Below are 18943 nucleotides of genomic sequence, written 5' to 3'. Positions count from 1 at the left end.
TCGCGATGGGATCGGAATCGGGATGGGGCGTGAGACGCGGAGCGTGGGGCGCGGGACCCGGCGGCGGGCGCGGGCCCCGGGCCGGGGCCGGTCAGGCTTCTGGCACGGTCAGTTCGCGGGCTGCGCCGCGAACTCCCGTACCAGGTCGTGGAGTTCGTCGACGACGCGCTGGGCCGTCGCCGCGTCGAACAGCTCGGGGCAGTAGCAGATGCGACACTCCAGCGCGCCGTCCTCGCCGTCGCGGCGGTCGACGAACTCGAAGGCCAGGTCGAACTTGGCCGAGTCCGGCTCGGCGGACAGGCTCTCGCCGGGGTCCGCGCCGAAGCGCGGTGCCTCGCCGCTGCCGGCGGGCGAGAAGGAGACCATCGTCTGGAAGAGCGGGTTGCGGTTGACGCGGCGCGGGGGCCGCAGCTCCAGGACGAGCCGGTCGAAGGGCATGTCCTGGTGGCCGAGGGCGGTCAGCGCCACCTGGTGGGTGCGGGAGACCAGTTCGTCGGGGTCCGGGTCGCCGCCGGTGTCGACGCGCAGCACCAGCGTGTTGACGAAGTGCCCGACGACACCGCTGAGCGCCTCGTCGGAGCGGCCCGACACGGGCGTGCCCAGCGGGATGTCGTCGCCCCCGCCGACCCGGGAGAGCAGGGCGGCGACGGCCGCCTGGGAGACGGTGAGCAGGGAGGCGTGGGTGCGTTCGGCCAGGGCGTCGATCCCGGCGAGGGTCGCGGCGTCCCAGCGGGCGGTCAGCACCCGGGTGGTGAGCGCACGGGCACTGGGCCTGGGGTGGTCGTAGGGCAGGGGCAGTTCGACGGGCGCGCCCTTGAGCGCGGTGCGCCAGTGGTCGAGCTGGGCGGTGGTGAACTCGGTGGGCTCCTCGGGCGGGCCGAGGAGGGTGTGGTGCCAGTGGGCGTAGTCGGTGTAGCCGACGGGCAGCGGCTCCCAGCCGGGGGCGCGACCCTCGGCACGGGCCCGGTAGGCGGTGGCGAGGTCGGCCCAGAAGACGTCCAGGGACCAGCCGTCCATGACCAGGTGCGGGAAGACCAGGGACAGTACGTCGGCGCCTGAGTCGGTGAGGCGCAGGAGCCGGGCGCGCACGGGCAGTTGGGCCGTGAGGTCGAACTGCCAGTGGCGTTCGGCCTCCAGGAGCGCGGGCAGTGCGTCCTCGGTGGTGTCGGTGCGGGTGAGCAGGGCGGGCAGGGCGTCGGGGGCGAGGGTGCGGGGCGCGGGCTCTCCGTCCAGGTCGGGGATGAGGGTGCGCAGCGCGTCGTGCCGGGCGACGGTGTCGTACAGGGCGTCGGCGAGCGCGATGGCGTCGAGCGGTTCACCGAAGCGCAGGGCCGCGGGGACGTTGTAGGCGGAGCGGAACCCGTCGAGCTGGTGCAGGAACCACAGGCCCTGCTGTGCGGGCGCGATCACCAGGGCGGCGCCCTCGGGGGCCGGGGCGAGCGGGGCGCGGGCAGCGCGGCCCTCCTGGGCGGCGGCCTCGATGAGCACGGCGAGGGCGACCGGGGTGGGGTTGTCGTACACCTGGCGTGCCGTCAGGTCCTGCTGGAACTCCTTGCGGATGAGGCTGCACAGCCGCATGACCATCAGCGAACTGCCGCCCGCGGTGAAGAAGTTCTGCACGGCGGAGACCGGCGGGACGCCCAGGAGACGGCCGAAGAGCGCGCACAGGGTGCGTTCGACGGGGGTGGCCGGTGCCACGGCGCCCTCGGACTCGTCGGTCCAGCGGGGCTCGGGGAGCGCCCGCAGGTCGACCTTGCCGTTGGGCGTCAGCGGCAGCCGCTGAAGGACGACGAAGGCGTCCGGTACGAGGTAGGAGGGCAGCCGGGCGGCGGTGGCGGCGCGCAGGGCCTCGGTGTCCGGCGCGGTGTCGCCGGGGACGGGCACCACGTGGGCGACGATCCGCTTGTCGCCGGGACCGCTCTCGCGGACCGTGACGACGGCCTGGCGGACGCCGGGCAGTGCGGCCAGCGCGTGCTGGATCTCCTCGGGCTCGATGCGGAAGCCGCGCACCTTGACCTGCCGGTCGCTGCGGCCCAGGAAGTCCAGCAGCCCGTCGGGGCGCAGCCGCACCAGGTCGCCCGTACGGTACATCCGCTCCCCCGGCGCACCGTGCGGGAAGGACACGAACCGTTCGGCGGTGAGCGCCGGCCGCCGCAGGTAGCCGCGGGCGAGTCCGGGTCCCGTGAGGTAGAGCTCGCCGGGGACGCCGGGCGGGCAGGGGCGCATCCGGTCGTCCAGCACGTAGGTCCCGGAGTTGGCGAGGGGGCTGCCGAGCGGGAGGCGCACGGCGTCTTCGGCCAGGTCGCCGGGGCGCACGGTGTGCACGGCCGCGAAGGTGGTGGTCTCGGTGGGCCCGTAGCCGTTGACGACGGTCAGCTCCGGGCAGGCGGCGGTGACGCGCCGTACGGCCTCCGGCGGGACGACGTCGCCGCCGCTCCACACCTCGCGCAGCCCCGACAGGGCGTCCGGGGCCTCGTCGGCCACGACCTGGAGGAGACCCGCGGTGAGCCAGGCGGCGCTCACGCCGTGGTCGCGCAGGGCCTCGGTGAGCGCGGCCAGGGACAGCTCGCCCGCGGGGGCCACGTGGGCGCGTCCGCCGGTGAGCAGGGGCACCCACATCTCGTAGGTGGAGGCGTCGAAGGCGAGCGGGGAGTGGACGAGGACCGTGCGGTGGGCCTCGCGGGCCCAGTGCGGATCGGCGGCGAGGTCGGCGATGCTGCGGTGGGTGACGGCGACGCCCTTGGGGATGCCGGTCGAGCCCGAGGTGTGCATCACGTAGGCGAGCTGGTCGGGGTGGGTGTCGGGCAGCGGGAACGGCCGGTCGGTCACGGGGGCGGGGAGTCCGGCGGGGTGGTGCCCGTCCGCCTCGGGGACGGTGTGGACGGGAATGCCGAGCCCGGTGGCGCGGTCGTGGTGCGCGGAGTCGGTGACGATCAGGCGCAGCCCCGCGTTCTCGGCGGTCTCCGCGAGGCTCTCGGCCGGGTCGGCGGTGCGCAGCGGTACGTAGGCGGCGCCGGTCTTGAGGATCGCCAGCAGGGCGGCGACGGTCGCCGGTCCCCGGTCCATCAGGACGCCGACGCGGTCCTCGGCGCCGGTGCCCCGCGCGGTGAGCGCGTGGGCGGTTCGGTCGCTCCAGGCGTCCAGTTCGGCGTACGTCCAGCGGACGCCGTCCGCGGAGAGCGCGACCGCCTCGGGGGTACGGGCCGCCTGGGCGCGGAACGAGGCGGGCACCGATGCCTCGGGCGCCGGGTGGGCCGGGCCCCGGGCCGCCGCCAGGACGCGGGCGCGCTCGCCGTCGCCGAGCAGGTCGAGTGCGCTGAGCGGCCGGTCGGGGGCGTCGGCGGCCCCGGTCAGGAGCCGGACGAGGCGGGTGCCGATGGCGGCGACGGTCTCCGGGTCGAACAGGGCGGTGCGGTAGCCGAGTTCGATGCCGAGCCCGGCGGGGGCGCCGTCGGTTCCCGGCTCCTCGGAGCAGGTGAACAGGAGGTCGAAGTGGGAGGTGCGGGACTCGGCCGCGAGGGCCTGTGCGCCGAGCCCTGGGAAGTCGTGCTCCCTGGCCCCGGCCCCCGCACCGGTGTGGTTGATCATGACTTGGAACAGGGGGTGCCGGCCGGGCACGCGGGCCGGGTTGAGCGCCTCGACGACGCGCTCGAAGGGCACGTCCTGGTGGGCGTAGGCGTCCAGTGCGGTGTCCCGCACCCGGCGCAGCAGTTCCGCGAAGCCGGGGTCGCCCGAGGTGTCGGTGCGCAGGACCAGGGTGTTGACGAAGAAGCCGACGGTGCCCGCGAGGCGTGCGTCGGTGCGGCCCGCGACGGGGGTGCCGAGCGGGATGTCGGTGCCCGCGCCGAGCCGGGTGAGGAGCGCGGCGACGGCGGCCTGCACGGCCATGAACAAGGTGGCGTCCTGGCTGCCCGCCAGTGCGGTGAGCCGGGCGTGCAGCGCCGCGTCCAGGCGCAGGTGGTGGGTGGCGCCTTCCGGGCCCGAGTGCTCGGTGCGGCGGCGGTCGTAGGGCAGGGCCAGTTCGTCCGGCGCCCCGTCGAGGGCGGTGCGCCAGTGGTCGAGCTGGAGCCCGGCCAGTTCGGTGGGTTCCTCGGGCGGGCCGACGAGGGCGTGCTGCCAGTGGGCGTAGTCGCGGTAGCCCAGGGGCAGGGGCGTCCAGTCGGGGGCGCGGCCCCGGGTGCGGGCGCGGTAGGCGTCCGCGAGGTCGGCCCACAGGACGTCCATGGACCAGCCGTCGACGGCCAGGTGGTGGAAGACGAGGGACAGGACGTACTGCTCGGCGGCGTCGTCGGGGCCGGTGAGGTCGAAGAGGCGGGCCCGCAGGGGCAGGTCGGTGCCGAGGTCGAAGGCGGGGGCCCGTTCGGCGGTGAGCAGTTCGGGCAGCAGGGCCGGGTCGGCCGCGGTCAGGTGCAGGTCGACCGGGCACGTGGCGGGCAGCACCCGGGGCGCGGGGCGGCCGTCGTCCGCCGGGAGGAGGGTGCGCAGCGCGTCGTGGCGGCCGACGGTGTCGCGCAGGGCCAGGAGCAGCGCCCGGAGGTCGACGCGGCCGGTGAGGCGCAGCGCGGCCGGGACGTTGTAGGCGGAGTGGTACCCGTCGAGCTGGTGCAGGAACCACAGCCCGTGCTGGACGGGTGCGAGGACGGGCTCGGCGTCGCGGGGCGCCGGGGCGAGCACGGGCGCGGCGGCCCCGGACGCGGGGTCCGTGTCCGCGGTGGCGGGCGCGGCGTCGAGGAGGGCGGCGAGCGCGGCCGGGGTGGGCCTGGCGAACACCTCGCGGGCCGCGGGGCCGTGTCCGTACTCCTCTCTGATGAGGCTGCACAGCCGCATGACGAGCAGGGAGTTGCCGCCTGCGGCGAAGAAGCTCTGCCGCACGGAGACCGGCCCGGTGCCGAGCACCTCGCCGAACAGCTCGCACAGCCGGCGCTCGGTGGCGGTGGCCGGTTGCCCGCCGTCCGCCGCGTCCTCGGCGGGCTCGGCCCAGCGGGGCGCGGGCAGCGCCCGGTGGTCGACCTTGCCGTTGGCGGTCAGCGGCAGCCGTTCCAGGGCCACGATCGCGTCGGGCACCTGGTAGTCGGGCAGCCGTGCGGCGAGCGCGGCGCGCAGCGCTTCGGCGTCGAAGCCGCCGTGCTCCGGGTCCTCGTCGGGGACCACGTGGGCGACGATCCGTTTGTCGCCCGGCCGGTCCTCGCGGACGGTGACGACGGCCTGGCGGACGCCGGGCAGTGCGGCCAGCGCGTGCCGGATCTCCTCGGGTTCGACGCGGTAGCCGCGCACCTTGGCCTGGGTGTCGCCGCGTCCGAGGAAGTCCAGCAGTCCGTCGGGGCGCAGCCTGGCCAGGTCGCCCGTGCGGTACATCCGCTCGCCGGGGGCGCCGGATGGGCAGGGCACGAACCGTTCGGAGGTGAGTCCGGGGTGCCCGAGGTAGCCGCGGGCGACGCCGGGTCCCGTGAGGTAGAGCTCGCCCGGCACTCCGGGCGGGCACAGCCTCAGGTGCTCGTCCAGGACGTAGGCGCCGGTGTTGGCGAGCGGGCCGCCGAGCGGCAGCCTCGCTTCACCGGGGCGTACGTCCCCCGCGGTGAAGGGCTGCACGGAGGCGAACGTCGTCGTCTCGGTGGGCCCGTAGGCGTGGGCCACGGTCAGGCCGGGGTTGGCGGCGAGCGCGCGGGCCACGGCCCCCGCGGGGACCACGTCGCCGCCCGCGATGACCTCGCGCAGCCCCGAGAGGTACTGCGGGGCGACGTCGGCGACGACCTGGAAGAGGCCTGCGGTGAGTCCGGCGGCGGTGACGCCGCCGTCCTTGAGTGCCCTGGCCAGTTCGGGCAGGTCGAGGTCGCCGGGGGGCGCCAGGTGGGCGCGTCCGCCGGTGAGCAGGGGCACCCAGATCTCGTAGGTGGAGGCGTCGAAGGCGAGCGGGGAGTGGACGAGGACGGTGCGGTGGGCGGGGCCTGCCCAGCGGGGGTCGGCGGTGAGGTCGGCGATGTTGCGGTGGGTGACGGCGACGCCCTTGGGGGTGCCGGTCGAGCCCGAGGTGTGCATCACGTAGGCGAGCTGGTCGGGATGGGTGTCGGGCAGCGGGAACGGCCGGTCGGTCACGGGGGCGGGGTCCACGGTGAGGACCGGGACGCCGAGGGGGCGGGCGGGCCCGGGGCCCGCCGCGACGAGGCGGACGCCGGAGGCGGCGACCAGGTCGGCGAGGCGCTCGTCGGGGTCGGCGGTGCGCAGCGGGACGTAGGCGGCCCCCGCCTTGAGGATCGCCAGCAGGGTGGCGACGGCGGCGGGAGTGCGGTCCATCAGCAGGCCCACCCGGTCCTCGGCGCCGGCGCCCGCGTCGGCGAGGGCGTGGGCGAGGGCGTCGCTCCAGGCGTCCAGCCGCGCGTAGGTCAGCCGCTGGTCGACGGTGGAGAGGGCGACCGCGTCCGGGGTACGGGCCGCCTGGGCGCGGAAGAGGACGGGCAGGGACCCATCGGGCGCCGGGTGCCGGGGGCCGCGCGCGGCGGTCAGGACCCGGTCGCGCTCCTGGTCGCCGAGCAGGTCCAGGGTGCTGAGCGGCCGGTCCGGCTCGGCGGCGGCCGCCGTGAGGAGCCGGATGAGCCGCTCCCCGAGGGCGATCGCGCTCCCGGTGTCGAACAGGGCGGTCTTGTAGCCGAGTTCGATGTCGAGTCCGGCGGGCTCGCCGCCCGGCCCGGTGTGCTCCACGAACGCCGTCATGAGGTCGAAGTGCACGACGCCCGTGCCGGTGGCGATCTCCTCGGCCGTAAGACCCGGCAGTCCTTCGGCGCCGGTCGAGGGGCCGCGCAGGCTCACCATGACCTGGGCCAGCGGGTGGCGGCCCGGGACGCGCTCGGGGTTGACGGCCTCCACGACGCGCTCGAAGGGGATGTCCTGGTGGGCGTAGGCGTCCAGGGTCCTCTCGCGGACCCTGCGCACCAGTTCGCGCAGGCCGGGGTCGCCCGAGGTGTCGGCGCGCAGGACCAGGGTGTTGACGAAGAACCCGACGGTGCCGTCCAGGCGGGCGTCGGCGCGGCCCGACACGGGCGCGCAGAGCGGGACGTCGGTGCCCGCGCCGAGCCGGGTGAGCAGCGCCGCCACGGCCGCCTGGACGACCATGAAGAGCGTGGCGCCCTGGCGTCCGGCCAGTTCGGCCAGCCGGGCGTGCAGACCGGCGCCGACGCGGAAGTGCCGGGACGCGCCTGCCGCGCCCGAAACGCCGTCCTGGGGGCGGGGCCGGTCGGTGGGCAGGGCCAGTTCGGCGGGCAGGCCCTCCAGGCGCTTGGCCCAGTGGGAGAGCTGCCGGGCGAGGGGGCTGCCGGGGTCCTCCTCGCTGCCGAGCCGGTCCCGGTGCCACAGGGTGTAGTCGGCGTAGCTCAGCTCCGGCGGCGCCCAGTCGGGGGCGTGGCCGCGGGAGCGGGCCGCGTAGGCGCGCCACAGGTCGCGGCGCACGATGCCGTCGGAGTGCCAGTCGGTGGCTATGTGGTGGATCAGCAGGTGCAGCACGTGGTCGTCGGGGCCGCGTTCGACGAGCCGGGCCCGCAGCGGGATGTCGCGGGTCAGGTCGAAGGGGAGGTTCGCGTCGGCCAGCGCCTGCCGCACCCCTTCCTCGCCTGCGTCCCGGGGACGGTGGACGGTGAGGAGGGGCCCGCACCGGGCGGTGGCGAGGACCTCCTGGCGCGGGACGCCGCCGGTCTCCGGGTAGACGGTGCGCAGCACGGCGTGGCGTTCGACGAGGTCGGTGAACGCCTGCTCCAGCGCGTCGCGGTCGAGCGGGCCGCGCAGCCGCAGGGCGTGGATCTGGTTGTAGCCGAGGTCCTCGGGTTCGAAGCGGTTGATCAGCCACATGCGCAGCTGGGCGTGGGAGAGCGGGACGTCGCCCTGGTGGGTGTCGGCACGGGGGGCGGGCCGGGCGGGGGCCTGCGTCTGCGCCAGGCGTTCGCGCAGCAGCCGCTGCTGCTGGGGCGAGAGCGTGGTCAGCTTGCTGAAGAGGTCAGTGGTCACGGCCGTTCTCCTCCTCTCCTGATGTGCGGGGCGCGTCGCCCGTGACGGGTGCCAGCAGCAGGTCGGCCAGTTCGTCGCCGTGCTGCTTGCGCAGTTCCTCGCCGACTGCGACGGCCAGTTCGCTCAGCGGGCCCGCGCGCAGGATCGTCGGCAGCGGCACCTCGGTGCGCAGGTCGCGCTGGATGCGGAACATCAGCCGGGTGGCCAGGAGCGAGTTCCCGCCGAGGCGGAAGAAGGAGTCGGAGCGTCCGGCCCGCTCGACGCCGAGGAGTTCCTTCCAGACGGTGGCGAGCAGTTCCTCCAGGGCGTTGGCGGGCGGCTCGTGGGCCTCGGCCGCCGCCCTGCCGGCCTCTCTGGGGTGCGGCAGGGCCTTGCGGTCGACCTTGCCGTTGGCGTTCAGCGGCAGGGCCCCGATCGGCACGATCACACTGGGCACCAGGTAGGCCGGCAGCCGCTCGGCGAGCCACGCGCGCAGCGCGGCGCCGGTGACGTCGGGCCCCGCCGGGACGTAGTAGCCGACGAGGCGGCGCGAGCGGTCGGTGGCGACGACGGACGCGACGGCCTGGCGCACCCCGGAGTGGGCGGCGAGCGCGGCCTCCACCTCGCCCAGTTCGATGCGGTAGCCGTCGACCTTGACCTGGTCGTCGTCACGGCCGAGGAACTCCAGCTGCCCGTCGGGCAGCCAGCGCCCGAGATCGCCGGTGCGGTACATGCGGGCGCCGGGCTCGTCGTTGTAGGGGTCGGGGACGAACCGGGACGCGGTGGTGGCGGGCATGCCCGCGTAGCCGCGGACCAGGCAGTCGCCGCCGATGTAGAGGTCGCCGGTGACCCCGACAGGCACGGGGTTGAGGGCCCCGTCGAGGACGTACATGGTGGTGTTGGGGATGGCGCGGCCGATCGGGACGAGGCCGCCGGGGCCCGCGGGCGCGCCCTGCACGCCGGGGGTGTAGGTGGTGTTGCCGACCGATGCCTCGGTGGGCCCGTACTCGTTGAGCAGCGCCGAGGTGCCGTCGTCGGCGCGCCACTTGGCGAGGGTGTGGGCGGGGAAGGCGTCGGCTCCGACGACGAGGGTGGCGGCCAGCGCGCCCAGCCGCTCGGGCGGCAGCAGTTCCTGGAGGAGTTCCAGGTGGCCCGGGGTCATCTTGATGAAGCTGTACGGCGCCCAGGCGTCCAGCCGCTCGGCGAGCGCCGCCGGGTCGAGGTCGTCGTGGAGCACGCACAGCCGCTCGCCCCTGACGAGCGGGGTGTAGAGGTTGGGCACGACCATGTCGAAGGCGATGGAGGAGAAGAGCGGGGCTCCGCCGGTGCCGCGCGAGGCGTACTCCTCCTCGCACCAGCCGAGGTAGTTGGCGACTCCGAAGTGCGGGACGAGCACGCCCTTGGGGCGCCCGGTGGAGCCCGAGGTGTAGATGACGTACATCAGGCTGGACGGTCCGGCCCCGTGCACCGGGTCGTCGGCGGGACGCACGGCGATGTCGTAGGCCAGCGCGTCGGTGTTGAGCCGCCGCCACGGGCCGTCGGGGAAGCCCTCGGTGGTGTCGTCGCGGGTCAGGGCGAGCACGGCGCCCGCGTCGGCCAGGACGTACTCCAGCCGGTCGGCGGGGAGTTTGGGGTCGACGGGCAGATAGGCGGCGCCCGACTTGAGGACGCCGAGGAGCAGGACGATCAGCTCGGCGTCCCGGTGGCTGCGCACGGCGACGACCTTCTCGGGTGCCGCGCCCTGTTCGCGCAGGTAGTGGGCGAGGCGGTTGGCGCGCTCGTTGAGTTCGGCGTAGGTGAGCCGCGTGGTGCCGTCGGTGACGGCGAGGGCGTCGGGGGTGCGGCGGGCCTGCTCCGCGATGAGGTCGTGGACGCAGGCGTCGGTGCGGTACTCGCGCCGGGGGCCGTTCCACTCGCGCAGCACCCGCTCGCGATCGGCGCCCGCGAGGGGGCTGAACGCCTCGTGCGGGACGTCGGATTCGAGCATGGCGGTCATGACGTCGACGTACAGCCGCTGGATGCTCTCGGCCTGCGCGTCGGAGACCTTGGCGGTGTAGTAGTCGGTGCGCAGCAGCATGCGGGTGGAGACGGGGTCCCGTACGACACCGGTGGACAGGGCGTAGTTGGTGGGTTCGGCGCGGTAGTCGGCGCGGGGCGCCACACCGCTGCTGAGGAAGGAGACGCCGGTGTTGAGGGCTTCGCTCAGCACGTGGAAGTGCAGGTAGACGAAGGTGGTGTCGAATAGCTCCTGGCCGCCCGCGTCCCACTGGATGTTGGCCAGCGGGTAGCGGCGGTGCGCGACGAGCTCCAGCTCGGCCTCGTGGACGCGGCGGACCAGGTCGGCCCAGCTGCCGCCCGTCAGGTCGACGCGCAGGGGCGGCATGTTGAGGTACATGCCGAGCACCTGGGTGCTGTCGATGTCCTCGGGCCTGCCGTGGCTGGTGAGGCCGCTGACGACGTCGGTGGTGCCGCTGCTGAGGCCGATGACCTTGAGGTGGGCGGCGAGGAACACCGACTTGACCGGGACGCCGATGCGGGCGGCCAGCTCGTGCAGCCCGGCCACGACGGGTTCGGGGAGGATCAGCTCCTGGGCGCGGTGGGTGGCTTCGAGGGTGGAGGTGAACTTCCAGCTCTGGAGTCCGTCGGTGAGCGTGCCGTCCTTGTCGGTGTCGTGCTCCTCGAAGCGCGCGAGGCGGCTCTCGGGCCAGCGGGGCAGCGGGGTCGGCCGGAAGCCGCTCAGCTTGCGCTCCCAGAAGTCCCTGGCCTCGGCGGAGGCGATGTCGGCGCGCTCGGCGGCGATGAACTCGGCGTAGCGGGAGCGGGGCGGGGCGACGGCCGGCGCCTGCGGGTCCCTGAGGAGTTCCAGGTAGCGCTCGAAGACCTCGCCGTGGAAGGTGAACAGGCTCCAGCCGTCGAAGATCGCGTGGTGTTCGGTGAGGGTCCACTGGAAGGTGTCCTCGCTGCGCCGGTGGAGCGCGCCGCGCAGCAGCGGCGGGGACGACAGGTCCAGCGGCCGGGCCCGCTCGGTGTGGAACAGGTCGCGTACGACGTCCTCCTGCTCGGACTCCGACAGGTGCCTGATGTCGTGGACGCCGAGCGGGAGTTCGGCCGACGCGTGGACGATCTGGAGCGGCTCGGAGTAGGTGGAGAAGTCGAAGGAGGTGCGCAGCATGGGGTGCCGGTCGACGACTTCCTGGATGGCGCGGGCGAACAGCTCGGCGTCGTAGGCGGCCTTGAGGTACCAGCTGTTGACGTTGTGGAAGGGAAGGTTCTCCGGGTCCTTCTCCATGTGGAAGACCATGCCGGCCTGGAGCGCGGAGACCGGATAGGCGTCCTCGGCGCCGTCCGGGACCAGCGCCCGGTCCCCGGCGCTGAGCAGCGCGAAGGGTTCCAGGGCCCGGTGCGTGACGGGGTCGATCGAGCGGGCCGCGGCGGCGACGTCGGCGAGGACGGGTGAGCGGAAGAGGTCCTGGAGGGTGATCTCCCAGCCGATCTCCTTGGCGCGGCCGATGACCTGGAGGCTGCGGATGGAGTCGCCGCCGACGTCGAAGAAGCTGTCGCCGGTGCCGACGCGGTCGATGCCCAGCACCTCGGCCCAGACCTCGGCCAGGGCGCGCTCGGCGTCGGTGGCGGGCGCCGTGTAGGGGGCGGCGAGGTCGGGGCGCGAGCCGTCGGGGGCGGGCAGCGCGGCCCGGTCGGTCTTGCCGTGCGCGGTGACGGGGAAGGCGTCGAGGACCACGAACAGCTGGGGCACCATGTGCTCGGGCAGCCGGGCCTTCAGGTGCTCGCGCAGGTCGCTGCTGGTGAGCGTGGAGTCGGCGGTGACGTAGCCGACGAGGCGGGGCGTGGCACCGTCGTCGCGGCGGGCCAGCACGACGGCGTCGCGGACGTGCGGGTGGGCGGCCAGGGCGGCCTCGATCTCGCCGGTCTCGATGCGGAAGCCGCGGATCTTCACCTGGTCGTCGTTGCGGCCCAGGTACTCCAGGGTGCCGTCGGTGCGGCGCCGTGCGAGGTCCCCGCTGCGGTACATCCGCTCCCCCGGGCCGCCGAAGGGGCTGGCGACGAAGCGGGACGCGGTGAGTCCCGGCCTGCCGAGGTAGCCGCGGGCGACGCCGCCGCCCGCGACGTACATCTCGCCGGTGACGCCGGGCGGCACCGGGTTGCCCCAGCGGTCCAGCAGGTGCACCTGGAGGTCGTCGAGGGGGACGCCGATGGGACTGGTGGGGTCCGCGACGTCGGCCTCGGTGAGGGGGCGCTGCGTGACGTGGACCGTCGTCTCGGTGATGCCGTACATGTTGACCAGGCGCGGCGCGGCCGAGCCGTGCCGGGCGAACCACCGTCCCACGCTGGGCAGGTCGAGCGCCTCGCCGCCGAACACCACCAGGCGCAGGGCCGGTTCACCGCCCTGGTGCTGGGCCTCGGCGGCCTCCAGGGCGCGGAAGGCGGACGGCGTCTGGCTCAGCACGGTCACCCGTTCGCGGGCCAGCAGCTCCAGGAGCTCGGCGGGGTTGCGGCTGGTCCCGTAGGGGACGGCGACGAGACGGCCGCCGTGGAGCAGGGCGCCCCACATCTCCCAGACGGAGAAGTCGAAGGCGTACGAGTGGAGCATCGCCCACACGTCGTCGGCGCCGAAGGCGTACGGGGCGCCGAAGGCGGTGAAGAGCCGCGCGACGTTGCGGTGCGTGACCTGCACGCCCTTGGGGCGGCCCGTGGACCCGGAGGTGTAGATGACGTACGCGAGGTCGTCCGGCGAGACGGCGGGCTCCGGGGCCTGCGCACCCTCGGGGGCGGGCGCGTCCAGGTCGACCGCCGTCCAGGCGCCCTCGGGCAGCCGCTCCAGCGCGGCGCCGCGCGAGACGACGGCGGGCAGCCCGGCGTCCTCGCACAGGAAGCGCAGCCGCTCCTCGGGGTAGTCCGGGTCCAGCGGGACGTAGGCGGCGCCCGCGCGCAGCACGCCCAGCAGGGTGGCGACCAGGTCGGCGCCGCGCGGCAGGGCCACGCCCACCAGTTGTCCGGGGCGGACCCCGGCCGCGTGCAGCCGGGCGGCGACGGAGCGGGCGCGGGCGTCCAGCGCGGCGTAGTCCAGCCGCTCGGCGCCGTCGGTGACGGCCTGCGCCGCGGGGGTGCGGGCGGCCCAGTCGGCGACCCGCTCGTGCAGCGGGCGCTCGTCGGGGACGGCGGCGGAGGCCTCGGCCGGGCCGGGCGCCTCCGTGCGGCCGGTGTGCTCGGCGGGCCCGGTGAGCGGTACGCGGGTGAAGCGGGCGGCCGGGTCGGCCAGCAGGCCCCGCAGCATCCGCAGGTAGGCCGCGGCGAACTCCTCGACGGTGGTGCGGTCGTACAGGTCGGTGTTGTACTCCAGCTCGATGCGGGTGGCGCGGGCGGTGATGACGTTCCAGGTCGTGTCGAACTTCGCGGTGCCGCGCTCGACGTGCTCGGCGGTGGCGACGGCCCCGCCGATGCGGTAGCCGTCGGCGGGCTCCTCCTGGAGGCCGAAGACCGTCTGGAAGACGGGACTGTGGCTGAGGACCCGCTCGTGGCCGAGGGCGTCGACGATCCGCTCGAAGGGGACGCCCGCGTGCTCCTGGGCGTCGGCGACGGTGGCGCGGACCCGCTCGACGAGGGTGCGGAAGTCGGGGTCGCCCCCGAGGTCGGCGCGCAGGGCGACGGTGTTGATGAGGGGTCCGACGGTGTCGTACGAGCCCTCGGGGTCCGCTCCCCCGCCGCGCACCGCGACCGGGGTGCCGACGACCACGTCCTCCTGGCCGGTGCAGCGGGCGGTGAAGGCGGCGAACGCGGCGAGCAGCAGCGCGTACGGGGTGGCGCCCAGTTCCCTGGCGCGGGCCGCGAGCCGCTCGGTGAGCGCGTCGTCCACGGCGATCAGCAGGGTCTCGCCGTCGAACGTCAGCTCGGCGGGCCGGGGGCGGGTGGCGGGCAGGGTGGTGACCTCGGGGGCGCCCTCCAGGCGGCGCAGCCAGTGCGCGAGGCCCTCCGCGCCCTCGCCCTCGTCCCAGGCGGCGCGCTCGCGAGCGGCGTGGGCCGGGTAGCCGGGGGCCGGCGGCAGGGCGCCGGAGCGGCCCGCGGCCAGCTCGGCGTAGCTGCGCCCGACGTCGCGCAGGACGATGCCCAGCGACAGCCCGTCGCACACGATGTGGTGCACCGTCAGCACGAGGAGGTGGCGGTCGTCCGCGAGCCGCACGAGCAGGGCGCGCAGCGGCCGTCCCCGGTCGAGCGCGAAGGGACGGCGCACCTCAGCCTCGGCGAGCGCACGGGCCTCGTCGGCGCGGCGCTCCGCGGGCAGGGCGGTGAGGTCGCGGTGGGTGAAGGGGACGTCCGGCGCGGCGCCGACGACCTGCACGGTCTCGCCCTCGCGGGTGGCGAACCCGGTGCGCAGCGCGGGGTGGCGGCGCGCGGTCTCGTGGAGCGCGCTCTCCAGGGTGCGGGCGTCCAGCGGGCCTCGGAGGAGGAAGGCCCCGCCGACGTTGTAGGTGGGAGTGCCGGGACGCCACTGTTCGAAGAACCAGACGGTGCGCTGGGCGAAGGAGAGCGGCGCGCTGACCGGTTCGGCGCCGGGGCCCGTGCCGGGGTTCGCCTCTTCGGCCTCTTCCCGCAGGAACGCGGCCAGTTCGGCGTCGAGGTGCGCGGCCGGGGCCGCGGTGCCGGCGGTGTCCCGGAGGACGGACACGTCGGGGAGGTCGGGCAGATCAGACATCGTGAGACCTTTCGATCAGCGCGTGACGCTCTTCCGGACGCAGGTTCCACGCCGTGAGCACGAGGGACGCCCGGCGGCTGAGCTCGTCCGGGTCTGTTGCGTGGCCGCGCACGACCTCGGTGAGGGCGGCGAAGCCGGAGGTGCGGAACAGCTGGGCGGGCGCCACCGTCACCCGGAGGACCTTGCGCAGGCGGGAGCCGAGGCGCACCGCGTCCAGCGAACGTCCGCCGAGGACGAAGAAGTCGCTGTCGGGCGTGACCGCCGCGACGGGCAGGTCGAGCGCGTCGGCCCATAGACGGGCGAGGACGTCGGGCACGGCGTCGGGCGGCGTGTCGGTGGCCTGTCCGCCGCCGGGAACACCGGGGGCGGCGGGGATGGTCGCCCCGGCTCCGGTGGCGGCCGGGGCGGTCGGCGCGTCGAGCGGCGCGTCGGCGATCGGCAGGTGCGGGGCCGTGCACACGCCCGCCAGCAGACGGGCGTAACGGTCCAGCAGGCGCTCGGCGTCGGCGCGCCCGTAGCGGTCGGTGGCGTAGGTGAGGGTGCAGCGCAGCGCCGTACCGTCGTCAGTCACGGTGACGATCAGGTCCAGCTTGGCCGCGGCCGGGTCGATCAGCCGGGCCTCCCAGACCAGTCCGGGCGGCGCGGGCACCGAGACGGCCCGGCTCAGTTCGAACAGGACGGGCGTCGGCGGCTCGGCCACGCGTCCCGTGCCGTGGCCCACCTGGTGGAACGGCACGTCCTTCCAGGCGAACGCGGCGGCGGTACGGTCCTGGGTGCGGCGGACCAGCTCGCCGAAGGCCGTGGCGGACGCGGCCGTGGAGCGGATCGGCAGGGTGGCGAAGAACGGTCCGATCAGCCCGGCGCACTCGGCGCCGTCCCGGGTGGTGACCGTGGTGCCGACCACCAGGTCGTCCTGGCCGGTGAGCCGGTGCGCCAGGGCCTGGAAGGCGGCCAGCAGCACGGTGTACGGGGTGGTGCCGAGGTCCTTGGCCAGGGAGCGCACGGCGTCCGTGGTGCGCGGGGCCAGGACCGTGCGGACGTGGTCGCCCGCCAGGGTGGGCGGGGCGGTGCGGGGGCGGGCGCCGGGGAAGGCCACGGGCTCGGGGGCGTCGGCCAGCTCGCGGGCCCAGTGCGCGGCGGCGGCCGCGCGGCGGGTGGCGGCCACCTCGTGCTGCCGGACGGTCAGGTCACGGTACTGCAGGGGCGGTGCGGGCGGCTCCTGGCCGGTGTACCCGGCGGCGAGTTCCCTCAGGAGCGGTTCGACCGAGCCGCCGTCCAGGACGAGGTGGTGGAACGTCAGCAGCAGCGTGTGGCGCTCCTCGGCGAGCCGCAGCAGGTCGGCCCGGAGCAGCGGGGCGCACGCCAGGTCGAAGGGCTCCTCGACCAGCTCGGCGAGCAGTTCGTCGGCGTTCTGCGGCGCCCCGGTCAGGTCGTGCTCGCGCCACGGGACCTCGGCATCGGCCAGGACCGGTGCCCGGGGCACTCCGTCGTCGTCGGTGAACGCGGTCCGCAGGACGACGTGCCTGCGGACCACGCCCGACAGGGCCGCGCGCAGCGCGCCGGTGTCGAGCGCGCCGTCGATGGTCAGGGCGTAGGGGGCGTGGTACGCCGTGGTGCCGGGCGTCCACTGTTCGGAGAGCCACATGGCCTCCTGGGCGGGCGACACGGGCAGGTCGGCGTCGAGCGGGTGCGCCCGCGGCGGCGGTACGGCAGCGGCTGCGGCGCTCTCCCGTGCCGCGGCGATCACCGCCGCGGCCTCGCGCGGGGTGGGCGCGGACATGACCAGCCCCTTGGGGAGCTCGACGCCGAAGTGGCCGGAAAGTCGCTGTGCGGCGCGGATGGCGGCCAGCGAGTGGCCGCCGATCGCGAAGAAGTTGTCGTCGCGTCCGATGTCCTCGGCTGCCAGCAGGTCGATGGCCTCGGCCCAGATCGCGGCGACGGTCCGCTCGGTCTCGCCCCGGGGCTCCTCCCGGACGCCGGGCGCCGCGGGCGCCGGGGGCGCCGGGGGCGCGTCGGCGGGTGCCTCGTGGAGCCGGGCGACGCGGAGGGCGGCGACCGGGGTGTCGGGGGATGCGGCGAGGGCGCGGCCCAGGTCGTCAAGGAGCCGGGTGACCAGCTCGGCGGAGTAGCGGTCGGTGTCGTACGTGGCCGAAAGGACGCCCGGGAAGCGGCGCACGGCCAGGGCGGCGCCGAGCCTGATGTGCTCGCCCGGTCCGTGCGGGGCGCCGTCGTCCGCGCGGGCGGCCAGTTCGGCCAGGAGCGTGTGGGGCGCGACGCTGAAGTGGGTGCCGCCGACGAGCAGTTCGCCACGGCCGGTGTAGCCGGCGAGGACGGCGGCCAGGCACGCGGCGAGCGGCAGGGTGCCGGGGCCGGTGCACGGGACCTCCCGTACGTCCTGGTGGAACTGGGGCACCACCGGCTCCGGGAGGTCGGGCGGGAGGGTGGCGCTCCGGGTGTCATGCCTCATCGCGCACCACCAGGAAGTCGCCGAGGACGAGGTGGTCGAGCTCGGAGCGCAGGTAGGTGGCGAGCGCCGTGCCGGGGTCGCGGACGATCGGCTGGCCGCGCAGGTTGAAGGAGGTGTTGAGCAGGACGGGGACGCCGGTCAGCTCGCCGAACGCGCCGATCAGCTCCCAGAGCCTGGGGTTGTCCTCGCGGGCCACGGTCTGCACCCTGGCCGTGCCGTCGACGTGGGTGACGGCGGGCAGCAGGTCGCGGTGCTCGGGCTTGACGCGCACCACGAACAGCATGTGCGCGTACATGTCCTCGGCGCCCTCGACGACCTCGAAGTAGCGGTGCACGTCCTCGCGGCGCACCACCGGGGCGAAGGGCCGGAAGTCCTCGCGCTGTTTGACGACGCTGTTGAGGTGGTCGCGCATGTGCGGTCCGCGCGGGTCGGCCAGGATGCTGCGGTGGCCCAGTGCGCGCGGCCCGAACTCCATGGCGCCCTGGAACCACGCCACCACCCGCCCTTCGGCGAGGTTCCGGGCGGTCTCCCGGACGACCTCGTCGCCGCTCGCCCGGCGGGCCGTGCAGCCGGGTTCGTTCTCCACCGTCTTGGCGACGGCCTCGGCATCGAACTCGGGCCCCCAGTAGGGCATGCCCATCCGAACGACGGGCTGCTCGGTCTCCAGGGAGCGCGCGTACAGGGCGGCGCCCAGCGCGCTGCCGTCGTCGCCCGCCGCGGGCTGCACGAAGATCTTCTCGACGAGCCCGCTGCGGGCGACGAGCCCGTTGGCGGTGCAGTTGAGCGCGACGCCGCCGGCGGTGCAGAGCCTGCGCAGCCCGGTCTCGGCGGCGAAGTGCCGCAGCACGTGCAGCAGCGTGCGCTCCAGCACGGACTGGACGGCGGCGGCCACGTCCATGTGCCGCTGCTCCAGCGGGGCGCCCGGCTCGCGCGGCGGGCCGAACAGCCCGGTGAGCGCGCGGACGGCGCCCGCGTGGGTCTCGTTCTCCAGCCAGCCGCGGTTCTCGCCGAGCAGCGGCACGGTGTACGTGCCGTCGTCGCCGAGGCGCGCCAGGGCGTCCAGCCGGTCGCGGTAGCGGGCCCGGTCGCCGTACGGGGCGAGGCCCATGACCTTGTACTCGTCCATCGCGAACTCGAAGCCGAGGTAGAGCGTGACGGCGCCGTAGAGCGTGCCGAGCGAGTGCAGGGCCGGCACCCGGCGCAGCGGGGTCAGCGTGCCGTTCTCGCCGCGGAAGACGGTCATGCTCTCGCGCTCGCCCATGCCGTCGGCGACCAGGACGAGGGCCGAGTCGAAGCCGCTGAGGTGGTAGGCGCTCGCGGCGTGCGCGTGGTGGTGCGGGACCGCCACGAAGCGCTCCGCCCAGTCGATGCCGGGCCAGTGGGCGTGCAGCTGGGAACGGGTGGCCTCGGCCGAGTAGACCTCGTCGAAGCGGCGCCGCGTGTACTCGCTCAGGTCGTCGAGCTCGGAGCGCCGGTAGTCGAAGCCGTACGCGACCCGGTCCACCTCGGAGAGGTCGATACCGCCGCGCTCCAGGCAGTAGCGGAGCGCCTGGAGCGGGAAGGCGCCGGTGGCCTTCTCGCCCGTGAACCGCTCCTCGGCCGCCGCCGCGACGACGCCGCCCGCGTCCACCAGGGCGGCTGCCGAGTCCAGGCCCTGGACCACCCGGTAGTGCCGGTCGTCCAGGCCGGGCAGGACGCGCTTCTTGAAGTTGACGCTGGAGTGCATGCCGCTGATTCCGAGTACCCGCACGGTGGGACCTCCTGAATGGGTGAGAGACGGGGCGCCGCGCCGGTGG

General features: G+C 75.2%; 4 protein-coding genes. All 4 read right to left on the bottom strand.

Annotated elements, in window-relative coordinates; all coding sequences use genetic code 11:
• Nucleotides 1-108: 108 nt before the first annotated feature.
• The 4 genes from ACIBNE_RS05850 to ACIBNE_RS05835 are packed head-to-tail and all read right to left on the bottom strand — an operon-like array spanning nt 109 to nt 18897.
• Nucleotides 109-7992: an amino acid adenylation domain-containing protein gene (locus ACIBNE_RS05850; RefSeq protein ID WP_399269921.1), complete on the bottom strand. Its 7884-nt coding sequence runs from the start codon at nt 7990-7992 to the stop codon at nt 109-111.
• Nucleotides 7982-14680 (bottom strand): amino acid adenylation domain-containing protein, encoded by a 6699-nt coding sequence (locus ACIBNE_RS05845; protein WP_399269919.1) that lies wholly within the window; start codon nt 14678-14680, stop codon nt 7982-7984. The genes ACIBNE_RS05850 and ACIBNE_RS05845 overlap by 11 nt, the downstream gene beginning before the upstream one ends.
• On the bottom strand, nt 14673-17147 hold the full coding sequence (locus ACIBNE_RS05840; protein ID WP_399269917.1) for a condensation domain-containing protein: 2475 nt from the start codon (nt 17145-17147) through the stop codon (nt 14673-14675). The genes ACIBNE_RS05845 and ACIBNE_RS05840 overlap by 8 nt, the downstream gene beginning before the upstream one ends.
• A complete protein-coding gene (locus ACIBNE_RS05835; protein WP_399269915.1) occupies nt 17137-18897 on the bottom strand; it encodes a carbamoyltransferase in 1761 nt (586 codons plus the stop codon). Before ACIBNE_RS05835 ends, ACIBNE_RS05840 begins: the two co-directional genes overlap by 11 nt.
• Nucleotides 18898-18943 lie beyond the last annotated feature (46 nt).

This window comes from Streptomyces sp. NPDC050504, from assembly GCF_044458065.1.
Classification (GTDB): Bacteria; Actinomycetota; Actinomycetes; order Streptomycetales; family Streptomycetaceae; genus Streptomyces.
This window is presented reverse-complemented; position numbering and strand designations above follow the sequence as displayed.